Below are 12,115 nucleotides of genomic sequence, written 5' to 3'. Positions count from 1 at the left end.
GCTAGTTCTCCTCGCTCTTCGGAGCGGAGCGCTTCGGCTTGGACTTCTTCACCGGCGCGGGCTGCGGCTCGTCCACGGTCTCGCTCGCGCCCGACGCGACGGGCTGGGGCGGCGGCTCGTCCCGTGGCAGGTCGGATTGCGTACCGGCCTCGGCTCCAGCCGCTTCGGCGCGCGCCACCGTCTCGGCGGCGGACGGTGCCGGCGTGCCGGGCCGGGCCGCGGACTCGGTGGGGTCGGCCGCGTCGGTCCTGTCGCCGGATTTGACCGGAGTCTCGCCGGCGGCCGAACGCTGGGCCGGCGCGTCCGTGGATTTTCCCTCGGCAGCACGACCGGACGCGGGATGCGCCGGCTTCGGATCGGCGGCGGCGCGCTGCTCGGACGAGGCGGCCTCGGCCTTGCCCGACGCTTCGCTGCTCTCCTCGGCCTTCTTGTCCTCGAAGCGCTGGCGCCACGCGCCGACGCGCGATCCGTCGAACAGGGTCGCGTCCGTGAGGGTGTCGGCCCCGCCCTTCGGCTCGGACGAGGTCCGGCCGACCTGCGAACCGATCTTGACGGGACGCCCGGCGGCAAGATCGTCCATGAGCGCGCCGAGGAGTTCGGGCGTCAGGTCCTCGTAGTAATCCTGATTGATCTGCGCCATCGGCGCGTTGCAGCAGGCGCCGAGGCACTCGACTTCGAGCCAGGAGAAGTTGCCGTCCGCACTGACATGACCGGGCGCGCCGAGGCGGGCCTGGAGGTAGTCCTTCAGTTCACGTGCGCCGCAGGAATCGCACGGCACCGTGCCGCAGAGCTGAATCCAGAACCGGCCCACGGGCTCCAGGGCGAACATCGTGTAGAATGTCGCGACTTCGAGGACGCGGATATGCGGCATGCCGAGTTCGGCGGCGACCGCCTCGATGGCGGCGCGCGGCAACCAGCCGCCGTTCTGCTCCTGCGCCTTCCACAGGAGCGGGATCACGGCGGAGGCCTGCCGCCCCTCCGGATACTTTTCGATCTGGCCCTTGGCCCACTCGGCGTTCTCGGACGAGAAGGCGAAGGACGCCGGCTGCTCTGAAGCGGGGGCGAGTCTACGGTTTGCCATCAGTTCGAAGCCTTGCGTCCCATCACCGGTCCACCTCGCCGAACACGATATCCAGCGTGCCGAGCACGCAGGACACGTCGGCCAGCATGTGGCCGCGGCACATCCAGTCCATGGCTTGGAGATGGGCGAAACCGGGAGCGCGGATCTTGCAGCGATAGGGCTTGTTGGTGCCGTCGGCGACGAGATAGACGCCGAATTCGCCCTTGGGCGCCTCGACGGCGGCGTAGACCTCGCCGGCCGGCACGTGGAAACCTTCGGTGTAGAGCTTGAAGTGGTGGATAAGCGCTTCCATCGAGCGCTTCATCTCCCGGCGCGGCGGCGGGGCGAACTTGCCGTCGGTCGCCGCGATGGGGCCCTGGCCGGCGGGCTCGCGCAGCTTCACACAGCACTGCCGCATGATCTTGGCGGACTCGCGCATCTCCTCCATGCGGATAACTTGGCGGTCGTAGGTGTCGCCGTTCTTCCCCACGGGGATGTCGAACGCCATCTCCTCGTAGCACTCGTAGGGCTGCGACTTGCGCAGGTCCCACGGGATGCCGGAGCCGCGTACCATCACGCCCGAGAACCCCCAGGCCATGGCCTCGTCCACGGTGACGATGCCGATGTCGACGTTGCGCTGCTTGAAGATGCGGTTGGCCATGACGAGGTTGTCGAGGTCGTCGACCACCTGCAGGAAGGGATCGATGAACGCCTCGATGTCGTCGATGAGAGCGGGCGGCAGGTCCTGATGGACGCCGCCGGGCCGGAAGTAGTTGGCGTGGAGGCGAGCACCCGATGCACGCTCGTAGAAGATCATCAGCTTCTCGCGCTCCTCGAACCCCCAGAGCGGAGGCGTCAGGGCGCCGACGTCCATCGCCTGGGTGGTGACGTTGAGGAGGTGGGAGAGGATGCGGCCGATTTCGCAGAACAGCACCCGGATGAGCTGGGCGCGACGCGGCACCGTGAGCCCGAGCAGCTTCTCGATGCCGAGGCAGAAGGCGTGCTCCTGGTTCATCGGCGAGACGTAGTCGAGCCGGTCGAAATAGGGTGTGGCCTGCAGGTAGGTCTTGTGCTCGATGAGCTTCTCGGTGCCGCGATGCAGCAGGCCGATATGCGGATCGACCCGCTCGACGATCTCGCCGTCGAGTTCGAGCACGAGGCGCAGCACGCCGTGCGCCGCCGGGTGCTGCGGCCCGAAGTTGATCGCGAAGTTGCGGATGTTGTGCTCGGTCATGGCCTCGCTCCGCGCCTATGCTGATGTCTTCTCGTCGCCCGGGAGCACGTACTCGGTGCCCTCCCACGGCGAGAGGAAGTCGAAGTTCCGGAATTCCTGCGTCAGCTTCACCGGCTCGTACACGACCCGTGCCTCGTCCTGATCGTAGCGGACCTCGACGAACCCCGTCAGCGGGAAGTCCTTGCGCAGGGGATGCCCCTCGAAGCCGTAATCCGTCAGCAACCGGCGTAGATCGGGGTGGCCCGAGAACAGGACGCCGTAGAGATCGTAGGTCTCGCGCTCGAACCAGTTGGCGGCCGGGAACACGTCGATGACGCTGGGCACCGGCGTCTGGTCATCGGTCTGCACCTTGACCCGGATGCGGGCGTTATGGCGCAGGGACAGGAGGTGGTAGACCACGTCGAAGCGCTTGGCGCGGCTCGGATAGTCGGCGCCGCAGATGTCGATGAAGCAGCGGAACGCGCAGGCAGAATCGTCGCGCAGATACGTCAGCGCGTAGACGATGTCGCTGGCCTGAACCACGAGGGTGAGTTCGCCAAACGCGATGGTGCGCTCGACCACGGCCGGGCCGAGGGCGGCGCCGACATGGTCGCTCAGTGCCTGGAGCGCGTCGGGCCCGGACGGGGCGGCGGTGTGCGCGCGGATCGTGATGCCGTTGCTCATCAGCCCCTCAGCGCTCGATGGTGCCGGTGCGGCGGATTTTCTTCTGGAGCAGCAGGACGCCGTACAGGAGGGCCTCCGCCGTCGGAGGGCAGCCAGGCACGTAGATGTCGACGGGCACGACGCGGTCGCAGCCCCGCACCACCGAGTACGAATAGTGGTAGTAGCCGCCGCCGTTGGCGCAGGAGCCCATGGAGATGACGTAGCGCGGCTCCGGCATCTGGTCGTAGACCTTGCGGAGCGCGGGCGCCATCTTGTTGGTGAGCGTGCCGGCGACGATCATCACGTCGGACTGGCGGGGTGAGCCGCGTGGGGCGAAACCGAAGCGCTCGCAATCGTAGCGCGGCATCGACATCTGCATCATCTCGACGGCGCAGCAGGCGAGACCGAACGTCATCCACATGAGCGAGCCCGTGCGGGCCCAGTTGATGAGGTCGTCCGTGGATGTGATGAGGAAGCCGCGGTCGGCGAGTTCGCTGTTGATCGACAGGAAGGTCGGATCGTCCGCGCCGATGGGCCGCCCGGTGTTGGGATCGATGATCCCCTTGGGGGCCGGCGCGATGGCCGGGGCGCGGGAGAGGTCGGGGCTGAAGGCCATCGGTTTCTCGGGATCAGGCTTCGGACAGTTCGGCGATTCGGCGACGATCGGGGGTGCTAATCCCACTCCAGGGCGCCCTTGCGCCACTCGTAGACGAAGCCGACGGTCAGAACGCCGAGGAAGGCCATCATCGACCACATGCCGAACCAGCCGAGCTCCCCGAAGGTGATCGCCCACGGGAACAGGAAGGCGACTTCGAGGTCGAAGATGATGAACAGGATCGCCACGAGGTAGAAGCGCACATCGAACTTCATGCGCGCGTCGTCGAAGGCGTTGAAGCCGCACTCGTAGGCCGAGAGCTTCTCTGGATCGGGGCTGTTGTACGCCACGAGGAAAGGCGCCACGAGCAGGGCCGCCGCGATGAACAGCGACACGCCGATGAAGACGATGAGGGGCAGATAATCCGCCATCAGGCCGGTCATGCGGGACCTCTCATGTGCACCGGTGACCGTACTGTCCCGGGAGCGGCCGGCGAGGTGGAATTGCTCCAATGCCAGACTGCGCTGGCCGGAGGCTTAGACGACCCCCGGAGGTGAAACAAGGGCGGCCCGCATTGCACAAATTCGCACATGTCACCGAGGTAGGCGCGCGGGGCGGGGCGGCAACACGACGGATCCGCGCAGGGGTCGTCTCCCGCGCCGATGCCAGGATAGCGGGGACATCCCCGCTGCAACGCAAAAGCTCCATGGCGAAGGGTCGGTCGAGGAACCATAACCTTGGCCGTGGGTTTCATTCATGTCCCACTCAGGCCGGATCGCGTTAGGTCGGCGCATATTCGACCTCACAGGAGACGCTTCGTGCGCATTGCCCAGATTGCTCCGCTCTCGGAGGCGGTCCCCCCGAAGTTCTACGGCGGCACCGAGCGCGTCGTATCCTGGATCACGGAAGAGCTCGTCCGCCAGGGCCACGACGTCACTCTGTTCGCCAGCGGCGATTCGGAGACCTCGGCCAAGCTCGCGGCCTGCACGCCGGAAGGCCTGCGCCTCCTCGGCTACCGCGACCACACGGCGAGCCATCTCGCCATGCTGCATCACGTCCACAAGCGCGCGCACGAGTTCGACGTGCTGCACTTCCACATCGATCTGCTGCAATACCCGATGTTCGAGGACCTGAACCACAAGTGCATCACCACGATGCACGGTCGCCTCGACGTGCCGGACTTCATGCCGGTCTACCGCACCTTCACGGGCATGCCCCTGGTGTCGATCTCCGACAACCAGCGCGAGCCGATGCCGAAGAATGTGAACTGGGCCTCCACGATCCATCACGGCCTGCCGGCCCAGAACTGCCCGTTCTACCCGGAGGCCAAGGGCGGCTACCTCGCCTTCCTCGGCCGCATCTCCCCCGAGAAGCGCCCCGACCGCGCCATCGAGATGGCGATCCGCTCCGGCGTGCCCCTGAAGATCGCCGCCAAGGTCGACAAGGCCGATCAGGATTACTGGGACGAGGTCATCGAGCCGATGATCCACCATCCCCTGGTCGAGTATATCGGCGAGATCAACGAGGAGCAGAAGAAGGACTTCCTCGGCAACGCCCTGGCGCTGGCTTTCCCCATCGACTGGCCGGAGCCCTTCGGCCTGGTGATGATCGAGGCCATGTCGGCCGGCACGCCGGTGATCGCGTTCCGCAACGGGTCCGTGCCGGAAGTGATCGCCGATGGCGTCTCGGGCGTCCTGTGCGATTCGATGGACGATGCCGTCGAGGCCGTCCATACGGTCAAGACCATGAGCCGCGCCGGCGTGCGCCGCCACTTCGAGACCCAGTTCACCGCGGAGTGCATGGTCCGCAAGTACGTCGCCGCCTACGAGAGCCTTCTCGCCAATCAGGCCGACGTGATCAAGATGCCCCACGCCGCCGCCTTCTCCCCCCGCTACGGCGACCTCAACGGATCGTCCCTACCGTCGATCTCGGTCGCCGCCATGCCGGCCTGACGCAGACCCGGCATCGGGCTTGCAGAGCCCTTTTCCGGGTTGGCGTCGTACGATTGCCGCACTAACTCTCCTTCCTGAGGGCCGCCCGCGTCGCACACCGTGACGGGCGGCCTTTCGATTCCAGACCCATCGCGATCAGACGATTCGCGAATCCTCACCAATCCGGAGACGCTCGGGCATGGCGGCTGACAGTTCCACGGTGAATCCAGAACAGGCTCCCGGCACGATGCAAGGGGCCCTGAACCACGGTTTTCAGGATGCCGACGCGGTCCTGCCCCAGTACCATATCGAGGCTCATACCTCCCTCGTGGAGCGACCCCTGCGCTCGCTGAAGTACGGCGAGGCCTTCGCCGTCCTCGACAGCTACGGCGACATCGGTGTGCTGCCCGGCCCCGAGGGCCTGTACTTCCAGGACACGCGCTACCTCTCGCGCCTGCACTTCACCATCGAGGATCAGCGTCCCCTGCTCCTGTCCTCGGTGATGCAGGACGACAACGGGGCGCTGAGCGTCGACATGACGACGCCCGATATCCGCATCGACGCCCATGACGAGACCACGATCCCGCGTGAACTCATCGCCATCGAGCGAACCAAGTTCCTGTTCAAGGGCGCATGCTACGACCGGATCGGCCTGCGCAACTACGATAGGCGCCACTGGAAGCTGAAGATCGGCGTCACCTTCGACGCGGATTTCCGCGATCTGTTCGAAGTGCGCGGCATGGACCGTCCGCTGCGGGGCAAGCGCAGCGTCCAGGTGGCGAACGAGTCCGAGGTGCAGTTCCGCTACGTCGGCCTCGACGAGGTGGTGCGGACCACCAGCCTGCATTTCGGCCCGAAGCCGAAGCACATCGAGCCGGGCAAGGTCACCTTCGAGGTGTCCCTGCCGCCGGGCGGGCGCGCCTCGCTGTTCATCCGCACGGTGTTCGAATCGCACCGGGCCTTCACCAGCGCGCCGGCCGCCGAGAAGGTCGGCGAGGATGCCGCCGCCGGTCTCTCGCACGCCGCCGGATCCTCCGCGACGGCCCGCCACCCCAAGGGACTCGCGGAGGGCGTGATCTTCGCCCGCGCGTACCGCGATTCGCGCCGCGATCTGCGCCAGCTCACGGCCGGCATCACCACGATCATCTCGTCGAACGACCAGTTCAACGAGGCCGCCTGCCGCGCCACCGCCGACCTCTACATGCTGGCGAGCCGCACCCCGGAAGGCATCTACCCCTTCGCCGGCATCCCCTGGTACTCCACGGTGTTCGGCCGCGACGGCATCATCACGGCGATGATGGCCCTGTGGATCGACCCGAACTTCGGCAAGGGCGTCCTGCGCTACCTCGCCTCGACCCAGGCCAAGGCCATCGACCCCGCCGCCGACGCCCAGCCCGGCAAGGTGCTGCACGAGACCCGGCGCGGCGAGATGGCGATGCTCGGCGAGGTGCCGTTCCGGCACTATTACGGCACCATCGACGGCACGCCGCTCTTCGTCATGCTGGCCTCCGAGTACTACGCCGTTACCGGCGACCGGGAGACCATCGAGCGCATCTGGCCGGCCCTCGAACTGGCTCTCGAATGGATGAACAAGTACGGCGACCGGGACGGCGACGGCTTCGTCGAGTACGCCCGCGACACCGACAAGGGCCTGGAGAACCAGGGCTGGAAGGACAGCCACGATTCGATCTTCCACACCGACGGCAATTTGGCGAAGGGTCCCATCGCCCTGTGCGAGGTCCAGGGCTACGTCTATGCCGCGAAGAACGGCATGGCGACGCTCGCGACCCTGCTCGGCCACGACGCCCTGGCCGAACGCCTGACGGCCGAAGCCGCCAAGCTGCGGGCGGACTTCGACAAGGCGTTCTGGTGCGAGGCGATCGGCACCTATGCCCTCGCGCTCGATGGCGAGAAGCGCCAATGTGCCGTGCGGTCCTCGAATGCCGGGCACGCCCTCTTCACCGGCATCGCCCTGCCGGAGCGCGCCGCGAGCGTGGCGGCCAACCTCCTGTCGAAGGACGGGTTCAACGGCTGGGGCGTGCGGACCATCGCGCGCGGCGAGGCGCGCTACAATCCGATGTCGTACCACAACGGCTCGATCTGGCCGCACGACAACGCCCTCGTGGCCATGGGGCTCGCCCGCTACGACCTGAAGCCGGAGGCTTCACGGATCTTCGAGGGCATGTTCGACACGGCCCTCTATCAGGACCAGAAGCGCTTGCCGGAGCTGTTCTGCGGGTTCATGCGCCGGCACCAGCGCGGGCCGGTCTCCTACCCGGTGGCGTGCTCGCCCCAGGCCTGGGCGGCGGCGGCGCCCTTCGCGTTCCTCGCCGCCTGCATCGGCCTCGAACTCCAGCACGACCGCAACCGCATCCGCCTGAAGAACCCGACCCTGCCGGCCTTCCTCGACGGGGTCTCGATCTTCAACCTGAAGCTCGGCACCTCGCGGGTGGACCTGCGCTTCCAGCGCTACGGCGGCGACGTGACGGTCAACGTGTTGCGGCGGACGGGCGACGCGCAGGTGTCGGTGGTGAAGTAGAGGCACCCTCCCTCCTCCCCTTGCGGGGAGGAGGGAGGCCGATCCATTCGCGGGCTTCGACGGCATCGATCACGAAAAACGCCGCCTTCCAGGGAGGAAAGCGGCGTGGATCGACCGGACCTGACAGAGCGCAGCGCTCAGCGCGGGGCCAGGATCATGATCATCTGGCGACCCTCGAGCATCGGCTCGCTCTCCACCTTGGCGATCTCCTGGGTCTCGTTCTTCACCCGCTCGAGCAGGCGCAGGCCGATATCCTGGTGGGCCATCTCGCGGCCGCGGAAGCGCAGGGTCACCTTGACCTTGTCGCCCTCCTCGAAGAACCGCACCACGGCCTTCATCTTGGTGTCGTAATCGTGCTTGTCGATGCCGGGACGCAGCTTGATCTCCTTGACCTCGACCGTCTTCTGCTTCTTGCGGGCCTCGTTCTGCTTCTTCTGCTCGTTGAAGCGGAAGCGGCCGTAATCGAGGAGCTTGCAGACGGGAGGAACGGAGTTGGGCGCGATCTCGACGAGGTCGAGGCCGGCTTCCTCGGCCAACGCGAGGGCGTCGAAGAAGGCGACCACACCCCGGTTCTGACCGGTGTCGTCGATGAGCTGCACTTCGCGAACGCCACGGATGTCCCGGTTGGCGCGCGGCCCGTCCTTCTGCGGGGCCGGCATAGCTCTCATAGGTCTACGAATGGCTTCAATCTCCTGATGAAACGACGAAACGGCAGCCTGCGAACTCAAACCCCAAGGGGTCGATCCTGGCCACCAATCGCTCCGGAATCCGGCTCGACACCTTGGCTGAACTTTCGTTCAAGTCAACTCGCCCACCCGGGTTTGGTTCACGCCCGGCATGATCCGGTGCCGTCACGGGCGCCGGGCCAGGAGGTCGGCGTAGACGTCGAGGGTGTCGCCGACCATGCCCTCCAGGGAGAAATGCGCCTCCACATGCGCCCGACCCCGCCGGGTCATGGCGTCCCGCGCCGAGGCGCCGAGGGACAGGGCCTCCGTCAGGGCATCGGCCAGGGCGGACGCGTTGCCCGGGGCCACGCGCCAGCCCGTGCGCTGGCCGGCCGGAACCTCGGGCGGGGCCAGCACGGTCTCCGGCACGGCGCCGAGGTCCGAGACCACCACGGGGGTGCCCAAAGCCTGCGCCTCCACCGCCGAGCGGCCGAACGCCTCCGGCTCGACGGAGGGCACCGCCACCACGGAGGCGGCGCGGAAGGCGGCCGGCATGTCGGTGCAGTGTCCGACCCGGTGGACGATGCCCTGCAGGCCGCGCGCGGCGATGAGCGCGTCGAGTTCGCGCTCGTAGGCGACCCGCCCCTGCGGATCGCCCGCGAGGACGATGGCGATGCCCGAGACTCCCCGGTCGCGCATGAGGGCGGCCGCCTCGATGAGCACCCGTTGTCCCTTCCAGGCGGTGAGGCGGGCGGCCAGCAGCACCACCCGCTCGTGCGGGGTCACCCCCCAGGCCCGGCGCAGGGCCTCGACCCGGGCCGGTGCCACGGCGCCGGGCGTGAACAGGGCGAGGTCCGTGCCCCGGTGGATCACCCGCACGCGGTCGCCTGCCTGCTCGGGATGGAGGGTGCGGATCAGGTCGGCGGTGTAGTGCGAGTTGGCGATGACCACGTCGCCGCGCGCCATCACCGAATTGTACAGCACCTTCACGCCGGTGCGGCCCGAATAGCTGCCGTGATAGGTGGTGACGAAAGGAAGCTTCAGGCGACGCGCGGCCCCCAGCGCCACCCAGGCCGGGGCCCGCGAGCGGGCATGGATGATCTGCACGCCCTCGCGCCGGCACAGACGCGCCAGGCGCCCGATGTTGAGCGCCATGGAGAGAGGGTTCTTGGAAGCGGCCGGGAACGGCAGCCAGATGCCGCCCTTGGCCTGCAGCTCGCCCACAAGCCGCCCGCCTTCCGTGGCGACGAGGGCGCGCGCGCCCGCCGCCGCCAGGGCCGCAGCCACGTCCACGGTGGTGCGCTCGGCCCCGCCCGCATCGAGGGCCGGGATGATCTGCAGGATGGTCTTGCCTGAGAGCGGCGCGTTCTCTCCCGGGAAGGTGCCGCCCCGCGGCTCGCCGTTCACGACACGGCCCCGCGATCCGGTCCCGTGACGGGGCCTGAAGGTTCGGTGCGGGGGCGGGGGCGTCCGGCGCGCGTCTCGGTCATGGCATCCAGCATGGGCTGGGGCGCTTTACGGCCCGGTAAACGAAAGGCAAATGCGAAGGACGCAATGCGATGGTTCGTAACTCCGGGGATAAGCCGATGCCGCAACCGGTCGACGAGGCCCCGACCTTCCTGGACGTGGGAACCGGGGACGCGATGCGGCGCCTCGCCGTGCTCCGCCGCGCCGGCGAGGGACCGCCCGTGGTCTGGCTCGGCGGCTTCCGCTCCGACATGCGCGCCACCAAGGCCGAGTCCCTGGACGGCTGGGCGCGCGAGACCGGGCGCGCCCTGGTGCGGTTCGACTATACCGGCCACGGCGAATCGGGCGGCGATTTCGCGGAGTCCACCATCTCGACCTGGCTCGAGGACGCGAGCGCGGTCATCGCCAAGTTCGCGCCGGAGCGCCCTCTCCTCGTCGGATCGTCCATGGGCGGATGGATCGCCTGCCTCGCCGCGCGCGCGCGGGCCGCGCGAGGCGAGGACACCCCCTCGGGTCTCGTGCTCATCGCCCCGGCGCTCGATTTCACCGAGGACCTGATGTGGGCGCGCTTCACGCCGGAGATCCGGGCCACCATCGAGCGGGAGGGAGCTTGGGCCCGCCCGAGCGAATACGACCCCGTGCCGGTGCCGATCACCCGCGCCCTCATCGAGGACGGGCGCCGGCACGGCATGTTGGATCGGGCGTTCGATCCCGGCTGCCCGGTGCACATCCTCCAGGGCATGGACGACCCGGACGTACCGTGGTCCCACGCCCTGCGCCTCGTCGAACGGCTGCCGAGGGCCGGCACGGTGCTGACCCTCGTCGCCGACGGCGACCACCGCCTGTCGAGGCCGCAGGATCTCGCGCGGCTGCTGGCGACGGTGGCCGGGATCAGTGCAGGCTGACCGTGTGGAGATCGTTGGCCATGGCGTTGGCCACCACGGCGTCGCGCGAATCGGCGAGCAGGATCGGTGCACCGCTGGCCGAGAGCAGGGCGAACAGGTCGAGGCCGGGGGTCAGTTCCGGCGCCTGCGGGAACAGGCGGGTGACCTCGTCGGAGCTCATGGCGCGGACATAGGCGATGTGGCCTTCGCCCAGGGCGGCGAGGTCGGCGGCATTGAACTCGGCCGGATCGAGATCCGCGCCGGTGATGGGGTTCTGGCTGAATGCGGTCATGGTCGGCTCTCCTTCTGGCAGAGCGTGGCCGGGACTGTCCCGACCGGGGTGAAGCTGTGGCGTCCCGTCAGACGTCGTCGCGGGAGGCGATGGCGATCTTGCGCACGACCCGCTCGGGCTCGGGCCGGATGAGGTCGATGGAGAGCAGGCCGTTGGAAAGGTCGGCGCCCATCACCTCCATGCCGTCGGCCAGGAGAAAGGTCCGCTGGAACTGGCGTGCGGCGATGCCGCGATGGAGGAATTGCCGCGACTTCTCGTCCACCTGCCGGCCGCGCACCACGAGCTGATTCTCCTCCAGCATCACGTCGAGCTGGTCGCGGGTGAAGCCCGCCACCGCCAGGGTGATGCGCAAGCGCTCGGGCTCGTTCCCGCTGCGGGCAACCCGCTCGATATTGTAGGGCGGATACCCATCGCTGGCCGCCTTCGAGACGCGGTCGAGGGCCTGTTCGATCTCGTCGAAACCGAGGAGGAACGGATGTCCGAACGGAGAGGGCCGTGTGGTCACGGGTGGAGGTCCTTAGAATCGAAGCCCCGGGGACGGTGGAGAGGCACTTCGGTGTGGTCGGAAAGCCCGCCTGAGGCAGCGCTCCCGCCGACGGTTGCCCATCGGTGCCGACGGTCGCCCGCCGGTCGAACGGATATGGAGCCCGGGGCGACCCCCATCAAGGGCTTGCCGATCAAGGGGGTTTTGGCCTTGTCCGTCCCCCCGATTCTCAGCGTGCCGAACCCGGTGTTTCCCACATTCATCGGGGAAGAACGCGGCCCCCTGATCCTGATTCATCCAGGAAATTCAGGAAACTCAGATC

General features: G+C 67.9%; 12 protein-coding genes. 3 read left to right on the top strand and 9 right to left on the bottom strand.

The genetic code is table 11. From position 1 onward, the window contains the following. Position 1: 1 nt before the first annotated feature. Genes nuoE through MKK49_RS22340 form a run of 5 tightly spaced genes read right to left on the bottom strand, consistent with a single transcriptional unit; the run spans position 2 to position 3,974 of the window. Complete coding sequence (nuoE, locus tag MKK49_RS22360; RefSeq protein ID WP_244032109.1) at positions 2-1,081, bottom strand: NADH-quinone oxidoreductase subunit NuoE; 1,080 nt, start codon at positions 1,079-1,081, stop codon at positions 2-4. Positions 1,082-1,103: 22 nt separating this feature from the next. After that, positions 1,104-2,294 carry an NADH-quinone oxidoreductase subunit D gene (locus tag MKK49_RS22355; RefSeq protein ID WP_244032108.1) on the bottom strand — a complete coding sequence of 397 codons (1,191 nt, stop codon included), beginning with the start codon at positions 2,292-2,294 and terminating at the stop codon, positions 1,104-1,106. A gap of 15 nt (positions 2,295-2,309) precedes the next feature. Beyond that, complete coding sequence (locus MKK49_RS22350; RefSeq protein WP_244032107.1) at positions 2,310-2,957, bottom strand: NADH-quinone oxidoreductase subunit C; 648 nt, start codon at positions 2,955-2,957, stop codon at positions 2,310-2,312. 7 nt (positions 2,958-2,964) lie between these two features. Next, positions 2,965-3,552: a NuoB/complex I 20 kDa subunit family protein gene (locus tag MKK49_RS22345; protein WP_056089118.1), complete on the bottom strand. Its 588-nt coding sequence runs from the start codon at positions 3,550-3,552 to the stop codon at positions 2,965-2,967. A 56-nt stretch (positions 3,553-3,608) separates the two neighbouring features. Beyond that, positions 3,609-3,974, bottom strand: a complete 366-nt coding sequence (locus tag MKK49_RS22340; RefSeq protein ID WP_056089121.1) for an NADH-quinone oxidoreductase subunit A — start codon at positions 3,972-3,974, stop codon at positions 3,609-3,611. 375 nt (positions 3,975-4,349) lie between these two features. Here MKK49_RS22340 and MKK49_RS22335 point away from each other — a divergent pair, with 375 nt between their 5' ends. Further along, entirely contained in the window at positions 4,350-5,483 is a 1,134-nt protein-coding gene (locus MKK49_RS22335; protein WP_244032106.1) for a glycosyltransferase family 4 protein, read from the top strand. A gap of 226 nt (positions 5,484-5,709) precedes the next feature. Beyond that, positions 5,710-8,001: a glycogen debranching N-terminal domain-containing protein gene (locus MKK49_RS22330; RefSeq protein WP_244032321.1), complete on the top strand. Its 2,292-nt coding sequence runs from the start codon at positions 5,710-5,712 to the stop codon at positions 7,999-8,001. 137 nt (positions 8,002-8,138) lie between these two features. Here the strand turns inward: MKK49_RS22330 and infC are convergent, their stop codons facing one another. Further along, the gene (gene infC / locus MKK49_RS22325; RefSeq protein WP_238223988.1) at positions 8,139-8,660 is read right to left on the bottom strand and encodes a translation initiation factor IF-3; all 522 of its coding nucleotides are present in this window, start codon (positions 8,658-8,660) and stop codon (positions 8,139-8,141) included. 192 nt (positions 8,661-8,852) lie between these two features. Continuing rightward, positions 8,853-10,073: a glycosyltransferase family 4 protein gene (locus MKK49_RS22320; RefSeq protein ID WP_244032105.1), complete on the bottom strand. Its 1,221-nt coding sequence runs from the start codon at positions 10,071-10,073 to the stop codon at positions 8,853-8,855. A gap of 179 nt (positions 10,074-10,252) precedes the next feature. On the opposite strand from MKK49_RS22320, the gene MKK49_RS22315 reads away from it, so the two are divergent. Next, positions 10,253-11,038 (top strand): alpha/beta hydrolase, encoded by a 786-nt coding sequence (locus MKK49_RS22315; RefSeq protein ID WP_244032104.1) that lies wholly within the window; start codon positions 10,253-10,255, stop codon positions 11,036-11,038. Here the strand turns inward: MKK49_RS22315 and MKK49_RS22310 are convergent. Together MKK49_RS22310 and MKK49_RS22305 are read right to left on the bottom strand one after the other, a co-directional pair. Then, positions 11,025-11,309: a DUF1150 family protein gene (locus MKK49_RS22310; RefSeq protein ID WP_056089138.1), complete on the bottom strand. Its 285-nt coding sequence runs from the start codon at positions 11,307-11,309 to the stop codon at positions 11,025-11,027. The genes MKK49_RS22315 and MKK49_RS22310 overlap by 14 nt on opposite strands. Positions 11,310-11,376: 67 nt before the next feature. Continuing rightward, the gene (locus MKK49_RS22305) at positions 11,377-11,814 is read right to left on the bottom strand and encodes an Hsp20 family protein (protein ID WP_244032103.1); all 438 of its coding nucleotides are present in this window, start codon (positions 11,812-11,814) and stop codon (positions 11,377-11,379) included. Positions 11,815-12,115: the final 301 nt, after the last annotated feature.

This window comes from Methylobacterium sp. J-090, assembly GCF_022829345.1.
Lineage (GTDB): Bacteria > Pseudomonadota > Alphaproteobacteria > Rhizobiales > Beijerinckiaceae > Methylobacterium.
The sequence above is the reverse complement of the archived record's forward strand: the minus strand, read 5'-3'. Positions and strand labels throughout refer to the sequence as shown.

Excerpts from the sequence above, each read along its gene's own strand:
- nuoE (WP_244032109.1), bottom strand. The coding sequence starts at position 1,081 with ATGGCAAACCGTAGACTCGCCCCCGCTTCAGAGCAGCCGGCGTCCTTC.
- MKK49_RS22355 (WP_244032108.1), bottom strand. The coding sequence starts at position 2,294 with ATGACCGAGCACAACATCCGCAACTTCGCGATCAACTTCGGGCCGCAG.
- MKK49_RS22350 (WP_244032107.1), bottom strand. The coding sequence starts at position 2,957 with ATGAGCAACGGCATCACGATCCGCGCGCACACCGCCGCCCCGTCCGGG.
- MKK49_RS22345 (WP_056089118.1), bottom strand. The coding sequence starts at position 3,552 with ATGGCCTTCAGCCCCGACCTCTCCCGCGCCCCGGCCATCGCGCCGGCC.
- MKK49_RS22340 (WP_056089121.1), bottom strand. The coding sequence starts at position 3,974 with ATGACCGGCCTGATGGCGGATTATCTGCCCCTCATCGTCTTCATCGGC.
- MKK49_RS22330 (WP_244032321.1), top strand. The coding sequence starts at position 5,710 with ATGCAAGGGGCCCTGAACCACGGTTTTCAGGATGCCGACGCGGTCCTG.
- infC (WP_238223988.1), bottom strand. The coding sequence starts at position 8,660 with ATGCCGGCCCCGCAGAAGGACGGGCCGCGCGCCAACCGGGACATCCGT.
- MKK49_RS22315 (WP_244032104.1), top strand. The coding sequence starts at position 10,253 with ATGCCGCAACCGGTCGACGAGGCCCCGACCTTCCTGGACGTGGGAACC.
- MKK49_RS22310 (WP_056089138.1), bottom strand. The coding sequence starts at position 11,309 with ATGACCGCATTCAGCCAGAACCCCATCACCGGCGCGGATCTCGATCCG.